Here is a 21,478-nt window from a genome sequence, read left to right on the forward strand (position 1 = left end):
GGCGGATGATCCACCGGCCCTCCCGTACGACGATGCCCCGCTCCCCAGCGGGGCATCGTCGGCCGCGGCCCGAAGCCGCCGCGGGTCGGTCACCAGTGCCGGGAGTACCCGGAACCGGCAGCGACGGGCAGGCGGTGGTGGCGTCCACCGTCCTGCGGTTCGTCGCGCAGCGCGTGGGCACCCGAGGCCAGCGTGGCGATCGCGGACCCGGACACCGAGGGGCGCCGCGGCTCGTGCACGGCGGCCCGGGGCTGGGCCACCGGGAGGGGCTGGGCCACCGGAAGAGGCTGGCGGGGTTCGGCCACGGGCAGCGCGTCGGCCGGCGGCGCCAGGATCGAGTACGCCTGCACCGGGACCGGCGCCGTCAGCGGGTCCTGGCGGAACGCCGCCAGGGACTCCCGGGACCGGCGCGGTGGCGCCGGCTGCTCGTGCTGGCGGCTGCGCCAGCCGCTCGCCGTCAGGGCGTGGAAGATCGGCGTCTCCGCTGCGATCTCGGTGCGGCTGGCGTGCCGCCCCGGAAGGGACCGGTGTCCTCGACGCCGCGGACACGCACCGCCGATCGTCGCTCGACCGACCCGTTGAAACCTCGTTCCGTTCCGGACACCCGTCGCACCTCCGTCATCAGCTCTGGCGTGCGCGCCGCTCGAATGAGTTCTCGCGGTCCCGTCGACCGCCGGCGATTCGGCGCACTCACACCCACAACGGGGTCACCTGCTCGGGGAAACGGTCGGGGTGCGGCCATTACCGCGATTTCGTCGACGTCCAATCGTTCGGGTGGTTTTTGCCCCTGCAGCCCTCCGGGTGGGTAGCGGAGAGCACTCATAGCGACGGCCGACGAGGTCCGTGCAACGTTTCCGCGGTCTCGCCGGCACCCGGAGCACGCCTGTGACCTGCGTCGTCACCCCCCTCCACCCGATCGGGGAGCCGCGGCCGGAATGGCCCTGATCTCCCTGCCCGACGCGCTTTCGTTCCCTGACGGAGACACATCCGTGACCGTCCCCCGACACGCCGTCATGAACGGCGGATCCGCTGGTCGGACCCGTCTTTCACGATCGAGCGAGGACAGGGTCCTCGCCGCGTGGTCCGCCGTCGGGAACACTTGTCCCGTAAACAGTCGAACGCCCACCGCGTGCCCTCCGGGACACCTCACCCGGGAGCATTGAGGCAGCCCGGACAGCGGTTTCTCCGCTCTGTCACCACTTTCAGCCCCGATGGAGCAGCGTGCCGTCGAGTGGTGGTCAACTACACGGGTGTAATTCGACGCTGCGTGACGATTAGCCGTGACAACTACTCCGGTTCAGCCATGGCTCGCGCGGGAGGTCACCGAAGCGGAGCAACACCTCGCTCGGGGCTCGAGAGCGTGAGAGAACCGGCCGGAACCCGGGGACCGGGCTATGTTCCGACCATGAGCGACGACACGGCGAACGCCCGCCCCACCGGCGACGCCACGCCACCGCGGATCCCGGCTCAGGCGGTCCCGCTCACCCCGCGCACGGCCGGGAACTTCGAGCGGCGGAGCAACCCGATCCCGACGCCGCTGCGCGTCTCGTCCGAGGTCTGCGCCCGGCTGCTGGTCATCGCCGCCGCGCTGGCTCTGTTGCTGTTCCTGATCGTCCAGCTGCGGATCGTGGTGATCCCCGTGGCGATCGCGGTCCTGCTCTCCGGCCTGCTCGCGCCGGTCGTGCACTGGCTCACGACCCGTCGCGTGCCCCGCGGGCCGGCCACCGCGCTGGTGGTCGTCGGCGGGCTGGCACTGATCGCGGGGCTGCTGTCGTTCGTCGTCAACACGTTCATCAGCGGCCTGCCGGCGTTGCAGAGCCAGCTGGCCTCCAGCTTCACCGCGATCCAGCAGTTCCTGGCGGGGCCGCCGTTCAACCTGTCGACCGAGCAGCTGAACAACCTGCCGGCCCAGATCGGCGACTCCCTGACCGCCAACCGGGACGCCCTGACCTCCGGCGCCCTGACGACCGCGACGACCGTCACCGAGGTCGGCGCCGGGATCGCCCTCGCCCTGTTCTCGCTGATCTTCTTCCTCTACGACGGCCCGCGGATCTGGAAGTTCCTGCTGCGCGGCGCGCCCCGCACGCGCCGGGAGCGGGTCGACGTCGCCGGCCGGCGGGCGTTCGCCACGCTCGTCGGGTACACCCGCGCGACCGTCCTGGTCGCGTTCGTGGACGCGATCGGCATCGGTATCGGGCTGTGGGCCGTCGGCGTGCCGCTCGTCGTCCCGCTCGCGGCCCTGGTGTTCCTCGGCGCGTTCATCCCCACCGTCGGCGCCGTGGTGACGGGTGTCGTGGCGGTGCTGATCGCACTGGTCGCGAACGGGCTGATCCCCGCGGTGATCGTGCTGGCCGTCGTCGTCGCGGTGCAGCAGCTGGAGGGGCACGTGCTGCAGCCGCTGCTGCTCGGGCGGGCCGTCAAGCTGCACCCGCTCGCCGTGGTGCTGTCGGTGGCGGCCGGCGTGGTCGTGGCGGGCATCCCGGGCGCGCTGCTGGCGGTGCCGCTGCTGGCGATCCTGTCCGCCGCGGTCCGCTCGATGAACGCGCCCACGGAGGCCGAGCCGGAGACGGTGAACGCCGTCGACCCGCACGAGGGGGACGTCCACAACGCCGGTGTGCCGCACGGCCCGTCATGGGCGCTGCGGCTGTGGGGCAAGATCACCGGCCGGCCCCTGAAGGGCGAGCGGGAGGCCGCGGCCGCGGAGCGGGCGGACGAGGCCGACGAGAGGGCCGAGCAGGCCGAGCGGCAGGCGGACGGCTGACGTCGAGGTGCCGATCCGCACCTGACCCGGGAGGATCGCGCCATGCGACACCTCGTCACCGGAGCGACCGGGTACATCGGCGGCCGGCTGGCGCCCCGCCTGCTCGAGAACGGGACGACGGTCCGCTGCCTCGTCCGTGACCCCGGCAAGCTCCGCGACGTCCCCTGGGCGGCGAAGGCCGAGATCGTCCAGGGCGACCTGCTCGACCCGGACGCGGTGCGGGCGGCGTGCGCGGACGTCGACGTCGTGTACTTCCTGGTGCATTCCCTGTCGGACTCGGACTTCGCCGCCAACGACCGCAGGGCCGCCCTGCTCGTCGCCCAGGCGGCGCGCGAGGCGGGCGTGCGGCGGATCGTCTACCTGGGCGGCCTGCACCCGGAGGGCGCGCTCTCCGAGCACCTGGCGTCCCGCACCGAGGTCGGCGAGATCCTGCTGCGCAGCGGCGTGCCGACGGTGGTGCTCCAGGCCGCGGTGATCCTCGGCTCCGGTTCGGCGAGCTTCGAGATGCTGCGCTACCTGACCGAGCGGCTGCCGGTGATGCTCACGCCGCGCTGGGTGCACAACCGCATCCAGCCGATCGCGGTGCGGGACGTGCTGCGCTACCTCGTCGCGGCCGCGGAGCTCCCGCCCGAGGTGAACCGCACCTTCGACGTCGGCGGCCCGGACGTGCTCACCTATCTGGACATGATGCAGCGCTACGCCGCGGTCGCCGGGCTGCCCCGGCGGCAGATCATCCCGGTCCCGGTCCTGACGCCCCGGCTCTCCGCCCACTGGGTCAACGTCGTCACGCCGGTGCCGAAGGGCATCGCCGCGCCGCTGATCGACTCGCTGGTGCACGAGGTCGTCTGCCGCGAGGACGACGTCCGGGCGTTCGTGCCGGACCCGCCGGAGGGCCGGATCGGGTACGACCAGGCCGTCGAGCTGGCCCTGCAGAAGATCGGCGGCGGGGACGTGGAGACCCGCTGGTGCGGCGCGTCGATCGGGGACACCCCGGCGTATCCGCTGCCCAGCGACCCGGACTGGTCCGGCGGCAGCGTCTACCTCGACGAGCGGGAGCAGCCGAGCACCGCGACCCCGGACGAGCTGTGGCGGGTCGTGCGGGGGATCGGCGGGGAGCGGGGCTGGTACTCGTTCCCGCTGGCCTGGTCCGTGCGCGGCTGGATGGACCGGCTCGCGGGCGGCGTCGGGCTCAGCCGGGGCCGGCGCGACCCGGACGAGCTGCACACCGGGGACGCGCTGGACTGGTGGCGCGTCGAGGAGCTCCGGAACCGGGTGGGCGGGGAAGTGGACGCGGGCGCGCTACTCAGGCTCCGCGCCGAGATGAAGGTCCCCGGGCAGGCCTGGCTGGAGATGGGCGTGCGGCCCGGCCCCGGCACCGGCTCGGTCTACCACCAGCGGGCGGTGTTCCTCCCGAACGGCCTCGCCGGACACCTCTACTGGTGGGCGGTGGCGCCGTTCCACGGGATCGTGTTCGGCGGCATGGTGCGCAACATCGCCCGCACCGCGGAGAGGTCCGCGCCCCGTCCGGGACGGGACCGGACCGCGGCGTGGCTCAGGACGCGGCCGCGCCGTCGAGCTGGTCGACCTCGTCCAGGGACAGGGTGAGCGTCGCGGCCCGGCAGTTGTCCTCGAGGTGGGCCAGGCTCGTCGTGCCCGGGATCGGCAGCATGACCGACGAGCGCTGCAGCAGCCACGCCAGCACGACCTCGGACGGGCTGACCCCGTGCGCGAAGCCGATCTCGGTGGCGACCTCGTGCGCGGAGAGCGAGCCCGCGCCGACCGGCGCCCACGGCATGAAGCCGATGGCGTTGGTCGTGCAGTAGCGCAGGACGTCGTCGCTGGACCGGGTCTCGATGTTGTAGCGGTTCTGCACGGTCGCGATCTCGACGATCCCGCGGGCCTGCTCGATCACCTCGACCGAGACCTCGGACAGCCCGGCCTCACCGATCTTGCCCTCGGCCTTGAGCTCCGCGAGCACGCCGAACTGGTCCGCGGCCGGGACGAGCGGGTCCACCCGGTGCAGCTGGAAGAGGTCGATGCGCTCGACGCCGAGGCGGCGCAGGCTCAGCTCGCACTGCTGGCGCAGGTACTCCGGACGCCCGCACGGGACCCACTTCCCCGGGCCTGGCCGGACGAGGCCGGCCTTGGTCGCGACGGTGACCCCGTCGTACGGGTGCAGGGCCTCGCGGATGAGGACCTCGGACGTGCCGGGTCCGTAGGAGTCCGCGGTGTCGATCAGGTTCACGCCGAGCTCGGCGGCCCGGCGCAGCACGGCGACCGCCGCGGCACGGTCCGCGGGAGGCCCCCAGACGCCCTCCCCGGTGATCCGCATGGCGCCGTAGCCGAGGCGGTTGACCGTCGGGCCGTCACCGACCTGGAACGTTCCGGCCACGGCGGCCGGGGTGTCGACGTGGTCCGCCGAGAGGCGATCGCTGTCGAGTGCGCTGGTCATCGTGCGAGGGTTGCACCGCCGCTCCGCGTCGTGCTGCCGATCGTGACCGGCGACGCTGTGCGTCTCGGCACATCGAACCCGGACGGGTGTAGCCGCGGTCGTCAGTGAAGCACGGCGGCGGCTGTGGTCAGCACGGACAGCACGATCAGCAGCCCGCTCGCGGCGAGCAGCGGGATGCTGGCGAACGCCGCTCCCAGCACGCCGCACCCGGTGAGCCGGGACGCGGCCGTCGGCGGCTCGGCGGCCGCCGCGAGGTACCGCAACCGCAGGTCGACGGCGTCGCGCGCCATGGCGAGCGCCTCCGCGGGGGTGCCGGCTCCGGTCACCGCGAGCAGGGCCGCCCGCATCGCGTCGGCCCCGCAGGCCCGCACGGCGCTGATGTCCGCGACGAGCTCCACCTGCTCGCGCACGGCGCCCGGCGCCGCGACGAACAGCGGGACGAACGGCAGCGCGCGGGCCAGCCCTTCGACGACGGCGACGAGCAGGTGGTGCCGTCCGCGGACGTGCGCCCGCTCGTGCGCCACCACGGCGTCGACCCCGGGACCCGGGAGCCGCTCGCGCAGCCCGTCCGTGAGCACGACCGCGCCGGGCCGCCCGCCCAGGCTGAACGCCACCGGGCTCGCCGAGCTCAGCCACAGCAGCGGGGCACCGGGCCCCGAGGCGGGGTCCGGGGTCCCGAGCAGGCGGACGACGTCGAGCTTGGTGCGGACGCGGATCCGGCGGGCCCGCCCGTCGCGCACCGTGACCCAGGCCAGCCGCAACAGCCCCGCGAGCAGCGCGCCCAGCGCGAGCCAGCCGACGACCCGGTAGGCGACGTGCGTGGGCGCCCCGGAGACCGCGTGCCACCACGGGCCGTGGACCAGCTCGTCGAGCGGGGTCTGCGACGCCAGCCCCGGCACGGCCAGGAACACCAGCCCCGCCGCCCCGGTACCCAGCACGCCGACGGCGGCGAGCGCCCAGCCGACCAGCACGACCACCGGGTCCACGGCGCGGCGGGCGAGCGTCCGCAGGGTGTGCGGGGCGACGACGGAGACGAGGGCGGTGCCGAGCAGGAGCATCACCCCGACCGTCACGAGCGGTCCTCCGGACCCAGTGCCTCCCGCAGCACGGCGGACTCGTGGTCGGACACCGACCGGGCGAAGTGCAGCAGCACCGCGTCGACGTCCTCGCTGGCGTCGAGCAGATCCCGCAGCGCGCGGGCCGTGACCACCTCGCGGCTCGCGACCGGCCGGTAGAGGAAGGCCCGGCCGTCGAGCTCGCGGGTCACCCAGCCCTTGCGGTGCAGGTTGTCCAGCACGGTCATGACCGTCGTGTAGGCCAGCGTGCGCCGCGGGGCCAGCTCGGCCAGCACCTCACGCACCCGCAGCGGTTCGTCGTGCTGCCACAGCACGTCCATCACCGCGGCCTCGAGCTCGCCCAGTCCTCGCATCCCGCCCCTTCCGCGGCGCCACGATATCTGGCTCTAGTGTCGCGGCAGACACGACGGAAGGGGTTCGCGGGTGCAGGTCCACACCACGGAGATCGACGGGGTCCTCCTGTTCGTTCCACAGCCGCATCCCGACGAGCGCGGCTTCTTCAGCCGGACGTTCGACGTCGCCGTGGCGAAGGAGGCCGGCGTCGACGGGACCGCGTTCATCCAGGACTCGCAGTCCCGCTCCGCGAAGGGCGTCATCCGCGGGCTGCACGGCCGGGTCGGCCTCGGCGAGTCCAAGCTGGTCCGCTGCGCGCACGGCGCGCTGTTCGACGTCGTGGTCGACGCCCGGCCCGGCTCGCCGACGTTCGGCCGGGTCGCGAGTTTCCGGCTCGACGACGAGAACATGGCGTCGATCTACATCCCGGCGGGCTGCCTGCACGGCTTCCAGGCGCTCAGCGACGTCGCGGACGCCTGCTACCGGATGGACCGCGAGCACGACCCGGGCGAGGACGTCGCCGTGCGGTTCGACGACCCGGACCTCGGGGTCGAGTGGCCGCTGCCGGCCGGCGTGATGAGCGCGAAGGACGCCGCGGCGCCGTCCTGGCAGGCGCTGTGCGCGCGGCTCGGCGTCTCCTGACGGGAGGACCTGGGCCCTTCCGTGCGATTGCCGGGCCGGACCGGCGGGGTTAGCGTTCCGGCGTGGCCACGATCGTGCCCCTGTCGGACGCCGTCGCCGACCTCGTCCGGGACGGGGACGAAGTGGCCCTCGAGGGGAACTCCGCGCTCATCCCGTTCGCCGCGGCGCACGAGGTGATCCGCCTGCGCCGCAGGGACCTCACGCTCGTCCGGATGTCGCCGGACCTCGTCTACGACCAGCTCGTCGGCGCCGGGTGCGCGCGCAAGCTGGTGTTCTCGTGGGCCGCCAACCCGGTCCTCGGCGTCGCCGGGTCGCTGCACCGGCTGCAGGACGCGCTGGTCGACGGCTGGCCGGCGCCGCTGGAGATCGAGGAGCACAGCCACGCGGGGATGGTCGCCCGCTACGTCGCCGGCGCCTCCGGGCTGCCGTTCGGGATGCTGCGCGGCTACGCGGGGACGGACCTGCCGCAGTACACGGCGTCCGTCGCGACCGTGCGCTGTCCCTTCACCGGCGAGGAGCTCGACGCGGTGTCGGCGCTGAACCCGGATGTCGCGATCGTGCACGCGCAGCGGGCGGACAAGTCCGGGAACGTGCAGTTCCGGGGGGCCGGCGGGATGCAGAAGGAGGCCGTGCTCGCCGCGCGGCGCTCGCTGGTGACGGTCGAGGAGATCGTCGACGAGCTGAGCCCGGTGCCGGACGCGACGGTGCTGCCCTCGTTCGCGATCACCGCGGTGGCGCACGCCCCCGGCGGCGCGGCGCCGTCGGCGGTGGACGGCTTCTACGACCGGGACGACGACGCCTACCGCGCGTGGGACGAGATCTCCCGGGACCGCACGCGCTTCAACCTCTGGCTCGAGGGGATCCGCGCCGAGGGGACGGACCCGGCATGACCACGCTCGACCAGCCGGCGACGGACGCCGGCTCCTGGACGTCGGACGAGATGCTGGCCGTCGCCGCCGCCCGGACGGTGCGGGCCGGCCAGGCCTGCTTCGCCGGCGCCGGGCTGCCGGCCCGCGCAGCGGAGCTGGCCCGCCGGCTGCACGCCCCGGACCTGCTGCTCGTCCACGACGACGGCCGGCTCGGCGAGCTTCGGGGCGGTGAGCCTGCCCGAGCTCTTCGGCTACTGGATCCAGTCCGGCCGGATCGACGTCGGCCTGCTGTCGGCCGCGCAGATCGACGTCTTCGGCAACCTCAACACCACCGTGCTCGGCGACTACGCCGAACCGGACCTCCGGCTCCCCGGCTCCGGGTCCGCGCCGGAGATCGCGGCGTCCTGCCGCGAGGTCGTCGTGGTGATGCGGCACCGGCTGCCGGCGTTCGTGGAGCGGGTGGACTTCGTCACCTCGGTCGGGTTCGGCGCCGGGCCGCTGGACCGGGCGATGCTCGGGCTGCGCGGCGGCGGCCCGCGGCAGGTGATCACCGATCTCGGCGTGCTGGAACCGGACCCGGACAGCGCCGAACTGCGGCTGACGGCGGTGCACCCCGGGGTCCGCGTCGAGCAGGTGCGGGCGGAGACGGGCTGGCCGCTCGAGGTGTCCGAGGACCTCGTGGTGACCGACGCGCCGACGCCGCACGAACTCGCGGCCCTCCGCTCGGTCATGACAGGGTCGGGGTCATGAGCACCGTTGTCCTGCACCACGAGATCGACGGCCCGGAGGACGCCCCGGTCCTCGTCCTGTCCGGTTCCCTCGGCAGCACCCTGGAGATGTGGGAGCCCAACCTCCCCGCGCTGACCTCCCGGTTCCGCGTCGTCCGGCTGGACCACCGCGGCCACGGCCGCTCGCCCGTCCCCGAGGGCCCCTACCGGATCGCCGACCTCGCGGGTGACGTCCTCGCGACCCTGGACGAGCTGGGCCTGGACCGCGTCGCCTGGTGCGGGCTGTCCATGGGCGGCATGGTCGGGATGTACCTGGCGTCCGAGCACCCGGAGCGGATCAGCCGGCTCGTGCTGTGCTGCACCTCCGCGCGCTTCCCGGACCTGACGGCCTGGAAGGACCGCATCGCCGCCGTCGCCGAGCAGGGCACCGCGCCCCTGGCTCCGGGCATCGTCGCCCGCTGGTTCACCGCGGAGTACGCGGCCGCCCACCCGGACGTCGTGAAGCGCGCCGAGAGCTGGGTCGCAGACTCCTCCGACGAGGGCTACCGCGCCTCCTGCCAGGCCATCGAGGCCTGGGACCACGTGGACCGGCTGCCCGCCATCACGGCGCCGACGCTGGTCATCGCCGGTTCGGCGGACCTGTCGACCCCGGTCGAGCCGCACGCCCGCACCATCGCGTCCGGCATCCCCGGGGCCCACCTCGAGGTCGTCGAGGGGGCACACCTGGCGACGATGGAGCTGTCGGAGGAGACCTCGCGGCTCATCGCGGAGCACGCCGGAGACTGACGGCGCAACCGCATTCGGCCGTCCGGGTGTGGGGAGGCCCGCAGCCGAGGTCACGATTCGATCACATAGGATCGTCGCAAGGCGGCACTCCCCGGATCAGCGGCGAGCGAGGGTGACGTCGGGGCCGAATCGGCCCCTCCAGCACCCGTCCCGTCACCCCGGGGGTCCGAGATCCACATGCTCAACGACCGCGAACGCAGCCTGCTCGCCCTGATCGAGCGTGACCTGCAGGCCACCGATCCCGGCCTGGCCGCGCGCTTCTCCCGCCTCGGTCGCCACCCCGGCACCCGGTCCGTCCGCGGTCCCGGGGTGATCCCCATGGTGCTGCTGGCCGGGGGCCTGCTCCTGCTGCTGGTCGGTGGGGTCACCGCGGCGGTGCCGGTGGTGGTCTCGGGCATCCTGATGGCGGTCGCGGCGCTCGCGCTCGCCCTCGTCGCGCCCCTTCCGGCGCGCCCGTTCCCCAGCTCCTGAGCCCGCGCTCAGACGCGCTTGAGGATCCGGGCCGCGCCCGCCGCCGCGGTCGTCGCGAGGAACGACGCGCCCTCGAGGCGCCAGCAGCCTTCCTGCCCGAGGCCGACGAAGCCGTCGTTCATCGCGCCGAGCTTCTCCACGATCGCCCGCCGTGTCCATCACTCGTCGGCGACGCCACGTGCGGCGAGCGCCTCGCCGAGCTCGTCGGCGTGCTTGAGCGTGCGGACGAGGAACGGCACCGCGAACGCGACGACCGAGCGTTCCACCCCCCGGGCCCGGGCCGCCTCGCGGACGGACGCGGCGATTTCGGACAGCGTGGCCACGGCCTGGAGGGTGAGGCCGACGAGCAGGCCCACCCGGTCCGGTCGCACGCCGAACCGGCCCAGCAACCTCGGCGAGCACAGCGGGCCCAGCGCCCGCTCGATGGCGCCCACGACGTCGTCGATCCTGGTGGTCAACGTGAACAGGCTCGCGGCTCCCAGCGCTGCGACGAGCCGCAGGACGGTGACCCCGGCGGACCGGACGTCGAGCAGCCAGGCCTGCAGCGCGAGGATCACGACGGCGAGCAGGAGCACCGAGCGGAGCAGCGGCCACACCCGGTCCCACGGGATCCGGGCCAGCGGGTAGCCCAGCGCGACCACGGCGCAGATCACGCCCAGCGCGATCGGCGATCGCAGCACGACCGTGACGGTGACGAGCGCGAGCATCCCGAGGAACTTCGCGCCCGCGGGCAGCCGGTGCAGGGGGCTGGCCCCGGGGACGTACAGGCCGAGGGGAGTCACCGGGCCAGCCCGCGGTAGTACGCGACGGCGGGGCCCGGCTCGTCGTCGGCGACCACCCGGCCGCCGTGGATCACGACGACGCGCTCGAAGCCGCCGAGCAGGTCCAGGTCGTGCGTCACGAGCACGACCTGCTGGCGCAGCCGGCCGAGCAGCTCGACGAACCGGCGCTTGTTGCGCAGGTCGAGCAGGGTCGTCGGCTCGTCGCAGACCAGCACGTCCGGGTCGAGCACGAGCATCCCGCACAGCGCCAGCAGCTGCTTCTGGCCGCCGGACAGCTGGTGCGCAGGGTGGTCCGCGTAGCCGTCGAGGCCGTGCTCGGCGAGCACCTCGGCGGCCCGGCGGGCCCGCTCGGGCCGGCTCAGCCCGCTACGCCGCAAGGAGAACGCCACGTCCTCGCCGGCCGTCGGCATCACGATCTGGCTGTCCGGGTTGGTGAAGACGAACCCGACCCTGCGCCGGACCGCGGCGCCCTTCTCGGCCGGGTCGAGGCCGTCGACCAGGACCCGCCCGCGCGTCGGGCGCACCAGGCCGTTGATCATCCTCGCGAGCGTGGACTTGCCCGAGCCGTTGAGCCCGACGAACGCGACGCGCTGTTCGGTCAGGGTCAGGTCCACCTGCTCGAGCACCGTCCGCTCGCCGTAGGCGTGCCCGACGCCGTCGAACTCGATCACACGACCTCCCACAGCGCGGCCACCCCGACGCCGCCCCCGGCGGACAGCGCGGTGAGCCCGCTCCCGCCTCCGCCCTGGCCGACCAGCCGGGCGAACAGCCGGACGACCAGCACCGCGCCCGACGCGCCCCAGGGGTGGCCGAGGGCGATCGCACCCCCGTCCGGGCTCACCGTCTCCTCGTCGATCCCTGCGGCGTCGAGACACGCCAGGGCCTGGCCCGCGAAGGCCTCGTTGAACTCGACCACGTCGGGCGTCCGGTCCAGCACGCGGGTCATCGCCGGGACCGCGCCGAGCCCGAGCAGGTTCGGGTCGACGGCGGAGGTGGCGGACGCGACGAGCCGCAGCCCGGGCAGGCCGCGCTCCCGCCGGATCCGCTCGCTGACGACCAGCACCGCGGCGGCGCCGTCGTTCACGCCGCAGGAGTTCGCGGCGGTCGCGGTGCCGTCCGGGGTGAAGGCGGGCCGGAAGCGGGCGAGCCGCTCGACGGTGAAGGCGCGCGGGCGCTCGTCGGCCGCCACCCCGGCGACCGGGACGAGCTCGCCGGCGAACCGCCCGGCGCGCTGCGCGGCGAGGGCCCGGGCGTGGCTGCGCGCGGCGAACCGGTCCTGTCGGTCCCGGGAGATCCCGGCCTCGGCGGCGACGCGGTCCGCGGCCGCGCCCATCTCCGGGTCGCCGATCTCCGGGGGCGCGAAGGGGGCCCGCGTGTAGGGGACGGGCGGGTCCGTGCGCCAGGCGCGGTGCGGGGCGGTGGACGCACTCTCCCCGCCGCCCGCGAGGTAGGCCTCGCCCTCGCCGGCGCGGATCATCGTGGCCGCCAGGGTGACCGCGGCGAGGCCGCTGGCGCACTGCCGGTCCACGGTCATGCCGGGCACGCCGGAGCCGAGGCCGGCACGCAGGGCGGCGACCCGCGCGGGGTTGCCGCCGGGGCCGAAGACGTTGCCCAGCAGCACGTCGTCGACGGTTTCGAGGCCCGCGTCGTCGAGCAGGGCGCGGAGGACGGGCGCGGCCAGTGTGTCGACGGACAGGTTCCTCAGCACCCCACCGGCGCTGCCGATCGGGGTGCGCCGGGCCGCGACGACGACCGGGGTCCGGTCGTTCATCGAAGGGGCTCCGCGGCGAGCGTGCCGTCCGCGAGCTGCTCCGCGACGAGCGCGCGGGCGGGTTTGCCGGAGGCCGTGCGGGGAAGCGCCTTGGTGCGCAGCCAGCGCCTCGGCCGCTTGCCGGGTTCCAGCGCGGCGCGGGCCGCGGCCCGCAGCTCCGCGAGGGCCGGTGCGGTGTCCGCCTCGACGACGGCGGTGACGAGCGCACCCAGCCGCGGGTGCGGGGTGCCGGTGACCAGGACGTCGTCGACGCCGGGGACGGCGCGGAGCACGGCCTCGACCTCCTCCGCGGACACGAGCCGGCCCCCGCTGGAGATCGTCGCCGAGTCCCGGCCGTGCACGACGAGCGTGCCGTCACCGCGTAGCTCGACCCGGTCGCCGACGCTCGACCACTCCGGTGCGGGCTCGAGCTCGCCGCCGCGCAGGTACCCGTCGAACGCGAGGGGCGAGCGCAGCCGGAGCACGCCGTCGCGGACGTCCAGCTCCACGCCGGGGACGGGCCGGAGGCCGGCGTCGTCCCGGCGGATCGCGATGAGGGAGTGCTCCGCCGAGCCGTAGTACTCGACCAGCCGAGCGTCCGGGAGCGTCCGGGCGAACCGTGCCCGCAACGCGTCGCCGACGTGGGCGCCGCCGCACACCACCGTGCGCAGCGCGCACGGGCCGGGCTCCCGCTCGAGCTCGCCGAGGAGGTTCACGAGCATCGCGGGCACGAGGTGGACCGCCGCGGCCTCCCGGGCGTCGGGGGCGCGCAGGTGGTCGCGGACGCGCAGCTCGGCGCCGCACCACAGCGCGTGCAGCGCGCCGAAGGTGAACAGGGACGAGCTCAGCGGGCCCGGGACCAGCACCGGGCCGGGCAACGGGCCCAGCGCCTCGAAGCTGCGCCGCCAGGACTCCCGCGAGCGCACCAGCACCTTGGGCCGGCCGCTGCTACCCGAGGTCGTGGGCAGGTAGAACGCGGTGCGCTCGTCCCCCCGGGCGGCACGGGGAGTCCGGGCGCCGGATCACCGTCCACGACGACATCCGGAAGGGCGTCGGCCACGATCGCGGCGCGTTCCCGGGCCGTCCACCGCGGCTCGACGACGAGGGTGGCGGCGCCGAGCAGGTCCGCGCCGAGCAGCCAGGCCAGGACGTCTCCGCCGTCGACCGCGACGCGGGATCCCTGCCTGACGCCGCGGGCGGCGAGCACGCGCGCCGCGCCGTGCGCGCGGGCGGAGAGCTCGCCGGGCACCTCACCGAGGATCATCGGGACCGGGCCGGCGGCGCCGCGAACCTTCCCGGCAGGGCGCGGTGCACGACGGCGGCCACCAGCGCCGTGACCACGACCTTCGCCACGTCACCGGGGACGAAGACCAGCGATCCGACGAGGGCGGTCCGGACGTCCCCGAGGTAGACGGCGAGGAAGCCGATCCCGAGGACGTAGTCCACGACGAGCCCGGCGAACGCGGCGAGCAGCAGGATCGGCAGGAGCCGCCCGTTCCCCTCGCTACGCATCAGGCGCTCCGCGACGAGCCCGGTGACCAGCGCGGACAGGATCCACCCGAGGAGGAAACCGGCGCTCGGGCCCGCGAACGGCGCGAGCCCGCCCCTCCCGCCGGAGAGCAGCGGCAGGCCGATCGCGGTGAGCGCCAGCAGCAGGACCACGGACAGCGTGCCGCGCCGGGCGCCGATCACCGCCCCGGCGATCAGCGGCCCCATGTTCTGCAGGACGATCGGCACCCCGGACCCGCCGACGTAGAGGCCCGGGAAGATGCCGAGCACCGCAATGAACGCGGCGAAGACGACGACCGTGGCGAGGTCCGCGGCGGGGGACGCCGAACGTGAGGCGGGCACCGTGGAAGGTAACCACGCCTGCCCACGGGTCCCACAACCCAGCGCCCGCCGATGTGAGCGATCAGCCGTGGGCGAGGTCGGTGAACCGGCTGTAGTGCAGCTGATGGGCCACCGTGATGGTGCCCTGCGGCCCGTTTCGGTGCTTGGCCAGGATCAGGTCCGCCTCGCCCGCGCGGGGGTCGTCCCGCTCGAAGGCGTCCGGACGGTGCAGCAGGATCACCATGTCCGCGTCCTGCTCGATCGAGCCGGACTCACGCAGGTCCGACAGCATCGGCCGCTTGTCCGTGCGCTGCTCCGGTCCACGGTTGAGCTGGCTCATCGCCACGACCGGGACCTCGAGCTCCTTGGCCAGCAGCTTGATCTGCCGGGAGAACTCCGAGACCTCCTGCTGCCGGGACTCCACCTTGCGGCCCGACGTCATCAGCTGCAGGTAGTCCAGGATCACGAGCTTGAGATCGTGGCGCTGCTTGAGCCGGCGCGCCTTGGCCCGGATCTCCATCAACGTCAGGTTCGGCGAGTCGTCGATGAAGATCGGCGCCTCGCTGATCTCGCTCATCCGCCGCGCCATGCGGGTCCAGTCGTCATCGCTCATCCGCCCGGCGCGCATGTCCGCCAACCGGATCTTCGCCTCCGCCGAGAGCAGCCGCATCACGATCTCGGACTTGCTCATCTCCAGCGAGAAGATCGCGCTGGTCATGCCGTGCTTCACCGAGCACGACCGGGCGAAATCCAGTCCGAGCGTGCTCTTGCCGAGCCCGGGACGGGCCGCCACGACGACCATCTGGCCCGCGTGCAGGCCGTTGGTGATGGCGTCCAGGTCCGCGAACCCGGTGGGGACGCCCAGCGCCACGCCGCCGCGGGAGGCGATCGCGTCGATCTCGTCCATCGTGGGCTGCAGCAGCTCCTCGAGCGGGGTGTAGTCCTCGCTCGTGGTCCGCTCGGTGACCTCGTAGATCGCGGCCTGCGCGCGGTCCACGACCTCCTCGACCTCGCCGCCGTCGGCGCCGTGGTAGCCGAGCTGCACGATCCGGGTGCCCGCGTCCACCAGCCGGCGCAGGATCGCCTTCTCCGCGACGATCTCGGCGTAGTAGGCCGCGTTGGCCGCCGTCGGCACCGTGGCGATCAGCGTGTGCAGGTAGGGCGCGCCGCCGAGGCGGATCAGGTCGCCCTTGCGCTGCAGCTCCGCGGCCACGGTGACCGCGTCCGCCGGCTCGCCGCGGCCGTAGAGATCCAGGATGCAGTCATAGACCGTCTGATGGGCCGGGCGGTAGAAGTCGTCCGGGCGCAGCACCTCGACGACGTCCGCGATCGCGTCCTTGCTCAGCAGCATGCCGCCCAGGACGGACTGCTCCGCGGTGAGGTCCTGCGGAGGCTGGCGGTCGAACGGGGCCGGCGAGTCGTCGCGGGCGCCATCCCCTTCCCGGACCGCACGCGGCCGGCCGGCCGGGCGATCATCTGTCACCGCCATCCGCCGTATCACCTCCACGTCGTCACTTCCGGGGCGTCGCCGGGGTGCGGCGCGTCTCGTGGAGGGGTGACCCCCCGTGACGAACAAACGTCAGCCTATCGAACATGAGTTCGATCCGCGAGTGGTGGAACCGTGACCTCCACCGCCGTTCCGACGGACGAGGCGGGGAAGCCGGGCACGGATGCGCCGCCCGGGCGGACCGGGAGACCCGAGGCTAGGCCGATACCGACCCGGGGCGCGAACGAGCATGTGTACGGACCTGGGGACGGCGTGGGGACCAATCGGCTCCCGTGCAGGTCGCTGTCCGGAGGGCGTTGTGGACGGAGTGGGGACAACTACGGATCTACGGGCGTTTCCGCTGGTGAAGGCCAGGGGGGAGGCTGTGGACAACTTTACCCGGCGTGTCGTTCGGTGAGCGGTGCCCGGGAGTGTCCGCTCGTCGCACCGAGGCCCACCCGGCGCAATCGGACGGTCACCCGACGACGTCACCGTCACTCCTGGCCGGTCGTTCGGACAGCCTGCCACGCCGAGTCGTCGATCACCGGACACCGGTCGGACCGGCCCGGGCACGACTCAGGGCGGGACCCGGGTCCCGTGGACCTGGATCCCGCCCTGATGACGGAACGTGACCGGCAGCCTGCGCCGGGCGAACCGGGCTCAGCTGGCGACGACCGCCACCTGCAGCTCCGCGGTGACCTCCGGGTGCAGCCGAACCGTGACGGGGTGCGTGCCGACCGTCTTGATCGACGACGACACCTCGACCGCGTGCCGGTCCAGCACCGGGCCGCCGGCCGCCTTGACGGCGTCGACGACCTGGGCCGGGGTGACCGAGCCGAAGAGCCGGCCCGAGTCGTTCGCGGCCTTGGCCTTCACGGTGACGGACAGGTCGCCGAGCTGGCCGGCGACCTCCCGGGCGTGTCCGAGGTCCCGGATCTGGCGGGCCTTCTGGGCCCGGCGGATCTGCTCGACCTGCTTCTCGGCGCCACGGGTGGCGGGGATCGCGAACTTGCGCGGCAGCAGGTAGTTACGGCCGTAGCCGTCCTTGACCTCGACGACGTCGCCGGGGGCCCCGAGGTTGGGGACGTCAGCGGTGAGGATGAGCTTCATGGCTGGATCTCCTTCCTCAGCGCGCGGTGGACGTGTACGGCAGCAGGGCGACCTCGCGGCTGTTCTTGACCGCGACGGCGACGTCCCGCTGGTGCTGGCGGCAGTTGCCGGTGACGCGGCGGGCCCGGATCTTGCCGCGGTCGGAGATGAACTTCCGGAGCAGTCCGGTGTCCTTGTAGTCGATCTCCTGGGCCTTGTCCTTGCAGAATGCGCAGACCTTCTTCTTGGGCTTGCGCAGGACGGGCTTGGGCATTGCTGATGCTCCTGGTTACTGGTCCCCGCCGTGGGCGGACCCGGGCGGGAGTGTCTGGAGAGGTCTGGGGTTAGAAGGGGGGCTCGTCGTCGGCCGCGGGACCGCTACCGGCGGGCGGTGCGGAACCCCACGGGTCGTCGTAGCCGCCGCCTCCGGAGTTGCCTCCGCCGGAGCCGCCGAAGTTGCCTCCGCCGCCACCCTGGCCGCCGTCGAAGCCGCCGCCACCGCCACCGAAGCCGCCGCTGCCTCCGCCGCGGCTGACCTTGTTGATCTTGGCCGTGGCGTACTTGAGCGACGGGCCGACCTCGTCGACCTCCAGCTCCACGACGGTGCGCTTCTCACCCTCGCGGGTCTCGAAGGACCGCTGCTTGAGCCGCCCCTGCACCATCACGCGCGCGCCGCGGGTGAGCGTCTCGGCCACGTTCTCGGCCGCCTGACGCCACACGTTGCAGCGCATGAACAGCGCCTCGCCGTCCTTCCACTCGCCGGACTGGCGGTCGAAGGTGCGCGGGGTGGACGCGACGGTGAAGTTCGCGACCGCGGCGCCCGAGGGGGTGAACCGCAGCTCCGGGTCGGCGGTGAGGTTGCCGACCACGGTGATGACAGTCTCGCCGGCCATGTGTGGCTCCTCAGCTCGCGGCGGGGGCGGGCGTGCGCTTGGGCTCCCGGCGCAGCACCTTGGTGCGCAGCACCGACTCGTTGAGACCCAGCTGCCGGTCGAGCTCGGACACGGTGGCCGGCTCGGCGGTGACCTCGAGGACCGCGTAGATCCCCTCGGCGTTCTTGTTGATCTCGAAGGAGAGCCGGCGCTTGCCCCAGACCTCGACCTTCTCGACCGAACCGCCATCGGTGCGGATGACGTTCAGGAAAGTCTCGAGCGACGGCTGCACGGTGCGCTCGTCGAGGCTCGGGTCGAGGATGACCATGATTTCGTAATGACGCATGAGAACCACTCACCTCCTGTGGACTGGACGGCCGCGGTACTTCCGCGGCAGGAGGTTCTCACGCCACCCCGACAGAAACGGGCCGCTCGACGCCGGTGACCGGCGGGCGGCCCTGCTCGCGGTGCCCGGGAGGGCGCCGTTCAGGGCAGCGCAAGCCAGGTTACCAGCGGCGATCCACCCACCCGGCACCGCCCGCACGGGCGAGCGCCCACCACGGGTGGGCACGAACCCGCACAGCGGTACATCGTCGTCGATCACGGCCCACCGGTCGTCGAACAGCAGCGACCCACGGCCGGGAGGCCGCCCTCCGCAGAGGCGGCTCCGGACCGTGGTCCGCCGGGCGCCACGCGGATGCTGTCCGGGCGCTGTGCGGTGGCGGCCGCGCGGTGATCAGGGCCCGGGGGGCGCGGAACCGTCGGGGGGCCGCACTACTCTCGACCCATGCTCATCGGCGCCCATGTCCGTGACGACGATCCGCTCGCCGCGGCGGAGGAGCGCGGTGCGGAGATCGTGCAGTTCTTCCTCTCCGACCCGCAGGGCTGGAAGAAGCCGCAGCCGCATCCGCACGCCGAGGCCCTGGTCGCCTCCGACGTCGCGGTGGTGGTGCACTCGCCCTACGTCGTGAACGTCGCGTCGCCGAACAACCGCATCCGCATCCCGTCGCGCAAGATCGTGCAGCAGCACGCCGAGGAGGCGAAGCGGGTCGGCGCGATCGGGCTCGTGGTGCACGGCGGGCACGTGACGAAGGACGAGGACCCGGCGGTCGGCGTGGACAACTGGCGCAAGTTCGTGGAGCGCCAGCACGGCGAGGGCGGCTTCGCCGTCCCGGTGTTCATCGAGAACACCGCGGGCGGGGACAACGCCATGGCGCGGCGGTTCGACGCGCTGGCCCGGCTGTGGGAGGCGGTCGGCGAGTTCGGCGTCGGCTTCTGCCTGGACACCTGCCACGCGTTCGCCGCGGGCGAGGACCTGGTCGACGTCGTGGACCGGGCCAAGGCGATCACCGGCCGGATCGACCTGGTGCACCTCAACAACTCCCGGGACGAGTTCGACTCGGCCCGCGACCGGCACGCGAACATCGACTCCGGGACCATCGAGCCGGAGGTGCTGGCCGCCGTGTGCGCCTCGGCCGGGGCCCCGGTCGTGGTGGAGACCCCGGGCGAGGGCCAGACCGCGGACATCACGTTCCTCCGCGAGCGGCTCGGTCGGTGACCGGTGCCGGGCGCCGGCCGCTCGGCTGGCTCGCGCTCGCGCTGCTCGTCGCGCTGACCGGGATCACCCTGGTCCTCGGCTACGCGAACAAGGCCCGCTGCGTGGGCCCGGAGTTCGACGGAGCGGGCCGCTCCCAGCCGGACTTCACGATCCGCGGCTACCGGGACATCTGCTACTCGGACATCCAGAAGCTGTGGCTCGGCCGCGACATCGACACCCACGTCGTCCCGTACGTGGACGGCTCCATCACCCCGGACGGCGAGCTGCGCGGCGGCACCGTCGAGTACCCGGTGCTGACCGGCCTGCTGATCTGGGTGAGCGCGCTCGGCGCGGACACCGACGGCGGCTTCCTCCTCGGTTCCGCGCTGATCATGGCCCCGTTCGGGCTGCTCACGGGCTGGTTGCTCGGGCGGCTGGCACGCTGGCGGGCGCTGCTGTGGGCGCTCGGCCCACCGCTGGTGCTCTACGCCTTCCACAACTGGGACCTCCCGGTCGTCGCGTGCGCGGTCGCCGCGGTGGCCGTGATGCACCGGCCCCGGCGGTGGCCGCTCGCCCGGCGCGGGGTCGTCGCGGCGGTGCTGCTCGGCCTCGGGTTCGCCTTCAAGCTCTATCCGGGGATCTTCGTCCTGCCGCTCGCGCTCTACGTCCTGACCCGGGGGCAGGACGGGACCGGCGCGCTGGACAGGCGCGGCGCGTTGCAGGTCTGCGGCGCCGCGATCGCCACGGCCGTGCTGGTCAACCTGCCGTTCGCGCTCGCCGGCTACGAGGGCTGGCGCGCGTCGATCACCTTCCAGCAGCTGCGCAAGGTGGACCTGACCACCAACTCCATCTGGTACTGGGCTTTCCGGCCGTACTCGGAGCCCGGGAACGCGGTGTTCCAGTCCGCGATGGACCGGGTGACCCCCACGCTCGTGCTGCTGTCGTTCGCGGTCGCGGCGGCGGCCGGCTGGCGGCGGTGGCGGCGCGAGGGCGTCTACCCGTGGCTCGGGGTCAGCGCGGCGATGCTGTGCGGGTTCCTGCTGCTGCACAAGGTGCACTCCCCGCAGTACACGCTCTGGCTGCTGCCGTTCTTCGTGCTGCTGCGGGTGCCGTGGCGCTGGGTCGCGGCCTACCTCGTGGCGGACGCGGTCATGGGGATCTCGATCTTCCGCTGGCTGTGGCTGCTCAACACCGGCGGGGACCAGAGCATCCTCGGCGGGCTCAGCGCGCAGGGCGTGGTGCTCGGCGTCTGGGGACGGGCGGTGCTGCTCGTCGTGCTGTTCGTGCTGTTCCTCCGGGTGCCGGACACGCTCACCCGCAGCGCCCCACCGGCGAGCGGCTCAGCGCCAGGCGAAGACCGGCTGCTCGAGGTGCGCGACGCGGGTCGGGCGCCCGTGCAGGACGACCTCCCGGAACTGGTGCAGCACCGCTCCGGTGGGGGCGTGCACGAACCGTTCGAAGAGCGGGACCTGGATGACCGGGGCGTCGGACTCCGGAATGGTGATGAAGCGCGGCTCGACGTCGATCATCCGTAGCGGGAGCCGGTGCAGCTCGCCGACCTCGTCCGGGTTCGGGGTCAGCTCGTCCACCCGGCCGGCCCACAGCACCACCGGCGTGATCACGTAGCCCGAGCGGCTCACGTAGTCGTCCAACAGGCCCAGCACCGCCTCGGGCCCGAGGTGCAGGCCGAGCTCCTCGCCGAGCTCGCGGCGGGCGGCGTCGACGAGCGTCTCACCGGGATCGGCGCGGCCGCCGGGGAGCGCCCACTGGCCGCGGTGCCCGCGCAGGGTCGCGGCGCGCCGGGTGAGCAGGAAGGCCAGGCCGTCCGCGAGGCCGTCCCCCTCGCCCGTGGTGACCAGCGTGATCGTCACCGCGGCGGCCTTGAGGTCCGGCCGGTCCGCCGCGATCCGCTCGAACCCCGCCAGCTGCTCCACGACGGCGGCCCGCAGGTCGCTCTCCGCGGACGTACCGTCGATGCACACGCCTCATCAGTACCAGACGCGGCAGGCGGGGT

25 protein-coding genes and 2 pseudogenes are annotated in these 21,478 nt (G+C 73.7%); 9 read left to right on the forward strand and 18 right to left on the reverse strand.

Features of this window, described 5'->3' with window-relative positions; all coding sequences use genetic code 11:
• Positions 1 to 89: 89 nt before the first annotated feature.
• On the reverse strand, positions 90 to 278 hold the full coding sequence (locus tag WBK50_RS31530; RefSeq protein ID WP_341339043.1) for a hypothetical protein: 189 nt from the start codon (positions 276 to 278) through the stop codon (positions 90 to 92).
• Positions 279 to 1,405: 1,127 nt separating this feature from the next.
• On the opposite strand from WBK50_RS31530, the gene WBK50_RS31535 reads away from it, so the two are divergent.
• Entirely contained in the window at positions 1,406 to 2,761 is a 1,356-nt protein-coding gene (locus tag WBK50_RS31535) for an AI-2E family transporter (protein ID WP_341339044.1), read from the forward strand.
• A gap of 42 nt (positions 2,762 to 2,803) precedes the next feature.
• Complete coding sequence (locus WBK50_RS31540) at positions 2,804 to 4,366, forward strand: SDR family oxidoreductase (RefSeq protein ID WP_341339045.1); 1,563 nt, start codon at positions 2,804 to 2,806, stop codon at positions 4,364 to 4,366.
• Here the strand turns inward: WBK50_RS31540 and WBK50_RS31545 are convergent.
• From WBK50_RS31545 to WBK50_RS31555, 3 genes are all read right to left on the reverse strand, one after another.
• Complete coding sequence (locus tag WBK50_RS31545; RefSeq protein WP_341339046.1) at positions 4,314 to 5,213, reverse strand: aldo/keto reductase; 900 nt, start codon at positions 5,211 to 5,213, stop codon at positions 4,314 to 4,316. The two genes, WBK50_RS31540 and WBK50_RS31545, sit on opposite strands and share 53 nt — an antisense overlap.
• A 101-nt stretch (positions 5,214 to 5,314) precedes the next feature.
• Entirely contained in the window at positions 5,315 to 6,286 is a 972-nt protein-coding gene (locus WBK50_RS31550) for a M56 family metallopeptidase (RefSeq protein ID WP_341339047.1), read from the reverse strand.
• Entirely contained in the window at positions 6,283 to 6,642 is a 360-nt protein-coding gene (locus WBK50_RS31555; RefSeq protein ID WP_341339048.1) for a BlaI/MecI/CopY family transcriptional regulator, read from the reverse strand. The genes WBK50_RS31550 and WBK50_RS31555 overlap by 4 nt, the downstream gene beginning before the upstream one ends.
• Positions 6,643 to 6,712: 70 nt before the next feature.
• Between WBK50_RS31555 and rfbC the strand changes: the two genes are divergently transcribed.
• From rfbC to WBK50_RS31580, 5 genes are all read left to right on the forward strand, one after another.
• On the forward strand, positions 6,713 to 7,264 hold the full coding sequence (rfbC, locus tag WBK50_RS31560) for a dTDP-4-dehydrorhamnose 3,5-epimerase (RefSeq protein ID WP_341339049.1): 552 nt from the start codon (positions 6,713 to 6,715) through the stop codon (positions 7,262 to 7,264).
• Positions 7,265 to 7,326: 62 nt separating this feature from the next.
• On the forward strand, positions 7,327 to 8,154 hold the full coding sequence (locus tag WBK50_RS31565) for a CoA transferase subunit A (RefSeq protein WP_341339050.1): 828 nt from the start codon (positions 7,327 to 7,329) through the stop codon (positions 8,152 to 8,154).
• 207 nt (positions 8,155 to 8,361) lie between these two features.
• Positions 8,362 to 8,883, forward strand: coding sequence for a CoA-transferase subunit beta (locus tag WBK50_RS31570; protein ID WP_341339051.1), 522 nt, complete (start codon positions 8,362 to 8,364; stop codon positions 8,881 to 8,883).
• Entirely contained in the window at positions 8,880 to 9,647 is a 768-nt protein-coding gene (gene pcaD, locus WBK50_RS31575) for a 3-oxoadipate enol-lactonase (protein WP_341339052.1), read from the forward strand. The genes WBK50_RS31570 and pcaD overlap by 4 nt, the downstream gene beginning before the upstream one ends.
• A 177-nt stretch (positions 9,648 to 9,824) precedes the next feature.
• Positions 9,825 to 10,118, forward strand: coding sequence for a DUF3040 domain-containing protein (locus WBK50_RS31580; protein WP_341339053.1), 294 nt, complete (start codon positions 9,825 to 9,827; stop codon positions 10,116 to 10,118).
• An 8-nt stretch (positions 10,119 to 10,126) separates the two neighbouring features.
• Here WBK50_RS31580 and WBK50_RS31585 read toward each other — a convergent pair whose 3' ends face one another.
• The 13 genes and pseudogenes from WBK50_RS31585 to rpsF form a co-directional block, all read right to left on the reverse strand.
• Positions 10,127 to 10,258 (reverse strand): hypothetical protein, encoded by a 132-nt coding sequence (locus WBK50_RS31585; RefSeq protein ID WP_341339054.1) that lies wholly within the window; start codon positions 10,256 to 10,258, stop codon positions 10,127 to 10,129.
• Positions 10,259 to 10,276: 18 nt separating this feature from the next.
• Positions 10,277 to 10,900 carry an energy-coupling factor transporter transmembrane component T family protein gene (locus WBK50_RS31590; protein WP_341339055.1) on the reverse strand — a complete coding sequence of 208 codons (624 nt, stop codon included), beginning with the start codon at positions 10,898 to 10,900 and terminating at the stop codon, positions 10,277 to 10,279.
• Positions 10,897 to 11,571: an energy-coupling factor ABC transporter ATP-binding protein gene (locus tag WBK50_RS31595; protein WP_341339056.1), complete on the reverse strand. Its 675-nt coding sequence runs from the start codon at positions 11,569 to 11,571 to the stop codon at positions 10,897 to 10,899. The genes WBK50_RS31590 and WBK50_RS31595 overlap by 4 nt, the downstream gene beginning before the upstream one ends.
• A complete protein-coding gene (locus tag WBK50_RS31600) occupies positions 11,568 to 12,671 on the reverse strand; it encodes a thiolase family protein (RefSeq protein WP_341339057.1) in 1,104 nt (367 codons plus the stop codon). Before WBK50_RS31600 ends, WBK50_RS31595 begins: the two co-directional genes overlap by 4 nt.
• Complete coding sequence (locus WBK50_RS31605; protein WP_341339568.1) at positions 12,668 to 13,159, reverse strand: AMP-binding enzyme; 492 nt, start codon at positions 13,157 to 13,159, stop codon at positions 12,668 to 12,670. The genes WBK50_RS31600 and WBK50_RS31605 overlap by 4 nt, the downstream gene beginning before the upstream one ends.
• Before the next feature lie 39 nt (positions 13,160 to 13,198).
• Positions 13,199 to 13,588, reverse strand: a pseudogene (locus WBK50_RS31610) (hypothetical protein); the annotation flags it as partial.
• A complete protein-coding gene (locus WBK50_RS31615) occupies positions 13,495 to 13,914 on the reverse strand; it encodes an AMP-binding protein (protein WP_341339058.1) in 420 nt (139 codons plus the stop codon). The gene WBK50_RS31615 and the pseudogene WBK50_RS31610, both read right to left, overlap by 94 nt.
• Positions 13,911 to 14,501 (reverse strand): biotin transporter BioY, encoded by a 591-nt coding sequence (locus WBK50_RS31620; RefSeq protein WP_341339059.1) that lies wholly within the window; start codon positions 14,499 to 14,501, stop codon positions 13,911 to 13,913. Before WBK50_RS31620 ends, WBK50_RS31615 begins: the two co-directional genes overlap by 4 nt.
• Before the next feature lie 61 nt (positions 14,502 to 14,562).
• The gene (dnaB, locus tag WBK50_RS31625; RefSeq protein WP_341339060.1) at positions 14,563 to 15,969 is read right to left on the reverse strand and encodes a replicative DNA helicase; all 1,407 of its coding nucleotides are present in this window, start codon (positions 15,967 to 15,969) and stop codon (positions 14,563 to 14,565) included.
• Positions 15,970 to 16,626: 657 nt separating this feature from the next.
• Complete coding sequence (gene rplI, locus WBK50_RS31630; RefSeq protein ID WP_341339061.1) at positions 16,627 to 17,076, reverse strand: 50S ribosomal protein L9; 450 nt, start codon at positions 17,074 to 17,076, stop codon at positions 16,627 to 16,629.
• Positions 17,077 to 17,092: 16 nt separating this feature from the next.
• Positions 17,093 to 17,329: a 30S ribosomal protein S18 gene (gene rpsR, locus WBK50_RS31635; RefSeq protein WP_037042067.1), complete on the reverse strand. Its 237-nt coding sequence runs from the start codon at positions 17,327 to 17,329 to the stop codon at positions 17,093 to 17,095.
• A gap of 70 nt (positions 17,330 to 17,399) precedes the next feature.
• On the reverse strand, positions 17,400 to 17,948 hold the full coding sequence (locus WBK50_RS31640) for a single-stranded DNA-binding protein (protein ID WP_341339062.1): 549 nt from the start codon (positions 17,946 to 17,948) through the stop codon (positions 17,400 to 17,402).
• Between the two features lie 10 nt (positions 17,949 to 17,958).
• Positions 17,959 to 18,273 (reverse strand): 30S ribosomal protein S6, encoded by a 315-nt coding sequence (gene rpsF, locus WBK50_RS31645; protein WP_297502874.1) that lies wholly within the window; start codon positions 18,271 to 18,273, stop codon positions 17,959 to 17,961.
• A gap of 441 nt (positions 18,274 to 18,714) precedes the next feature.
• Between rpsF and WBK50_RS31650 the strand changes: the two genes are divergently transcribed.
• Positions 18,715 to 19,485 carry a deoxyribonuclease IV gene (locus WBK50_RS31650; protein ID WP_341339063.1) on the forward strand — a complete coding sequence of 257 codons (771 nt, stop codon included), beginning with the start codon at positions 18,715 to 18,717 and terminating at the stop codon, positions 19,483 to 19,485.
• A 524-nt stretch (positions 19,486 to 20,009) separates the two neighbouring features.
• Positions 20,010 to 20,570: pseudogene (locus tag WBK50_RS31655) on the forward strand (glycosyltransferase 87 family protein); the annotation flags it as partial.
• Positions 20,571 to 20,804: 234 nt separating this feature from the next.
• On the opposite strand, the gene WBK50_RS31660 reads toward WBK50_RS31655, so the two are convergent.
• A complete protein-coding gene (locus WBK50_RS31660) occupies positions 20,805 to 21,446 on the reverse strand; it encodes an NUDIX hydrolase (RefSeq protein ID WP_445942325.1) in 642 nt (213 codons plus the stop codon).
• Between the last annotated feature and the right edge of the window lie 32 nt (positions 21,447 to 21,478).

Source organism: Pseudonocardia sp. T1-2H (assembly GCF_038039215.1).
Taxonomy (GTDB): Bacteria; Actinomycetota; Actinomycetes; order Mycobacteriales; family Pseudonocardiaceae; genus Pseudonocardia.

Bases quoted from the DNA above. Each gene is read 5' to 3' on its own strand.
- rpsR (WP_037042067.1), bottom strand. From the start codon at position 17,329: ATGCCCAAGCCCGTCCTGCGCAAGCCCAAGAAGAAGGTCTGCGCATTC.
- WBK50_RS31545 (WP_341339046.1), bottom strand. From the start codon at position 5,213: ATGACCAGCGCACTCGACAGCGATCGCCTCTCGGCGGACCACGTCGAC.
- WBK50_RS31600 (WP_341339057.1), bottom strand. From the start codon at position 12,671: ATGAACGACCGGACCCCGGTCGTCGTCGCGGCCCGGCGCACCCCGATC.
- rplI (WP_341339061.1), bottom strand. From the start codon at position 17,076: ATGAAGCTCATCCTCACCGCTGACGTCCCCAACCTCGGGGCCCCCGGC.
- rpsF (WP_297502874.1), bottom strand. From the start codon at position 18,273: ATGCGTCATTACGAAATCATGGTCATCCTCGACCCGAGCCTCGACGAG.
- dnaB (WP_341339060.1), bottom strand. From the start codon at position 15,969: ATGGCGGTGACAGATGATCGCCCGGCCGGCCGGCCGCGTGCGGTCCGG.
- WBK50_RS31615 (WP_341339058.1), bottom strand. From the start codon at position 13,914: ATGATCCTCGGTGAGGTGCCCGGCGAGCTCTCCGCCCGCGCGCACGGC.
- WBK50_RS31555 (WP_341339048.1), bottom strand. From the start codon at position 6,642: ATGCGAGGACTGGGCGAGCTCGAGGCCGCGGTGATGGACGTGCTGTGG.
- pcaD (WP_341339052.1), top strand. From the start codon at position 8,880: ATGAGCACCGTTGTCCTGCACCACGAGATCGACGGCCCGGAGGACGCC.
- WBK50_RS31640 (WP_341339062.1), bottom strand. From the start codon at position 17,948: ATGGCCGGCGAGACTGTCATCACCGTGGTCGGCAACCTCACCGCCGAC.
- WBK50_RS31535 (WP_341339044.1), top strand. From the start codon at position 1,406: ATGAGCGACGACACGGCGAACGCCCGCCCCACCGGCGACGCCACGCCA.
- WBK50_RS31650 (WP_341339063.1), top strand. From the start codon at position 18,715: ATGCTCATCGGCGCCCATGTCCGTGACGACGATCCGCTCGCCGCGGCG.
- WBK50_RS31580 (WP_341339053.1), top strand. From the start codon at position 9,825: ATGCTCAACGACCGCGAACGCAGCCTGCTCGCCCTGATCGAGCGTGAC.
- WBK50_RS31540 (WP_341339045.1), top strand. From the start codon at position 2,804: ATGCGACACCTCGTCACCGGAGCGACCGGGTACATCGGCGGCCGGCTG.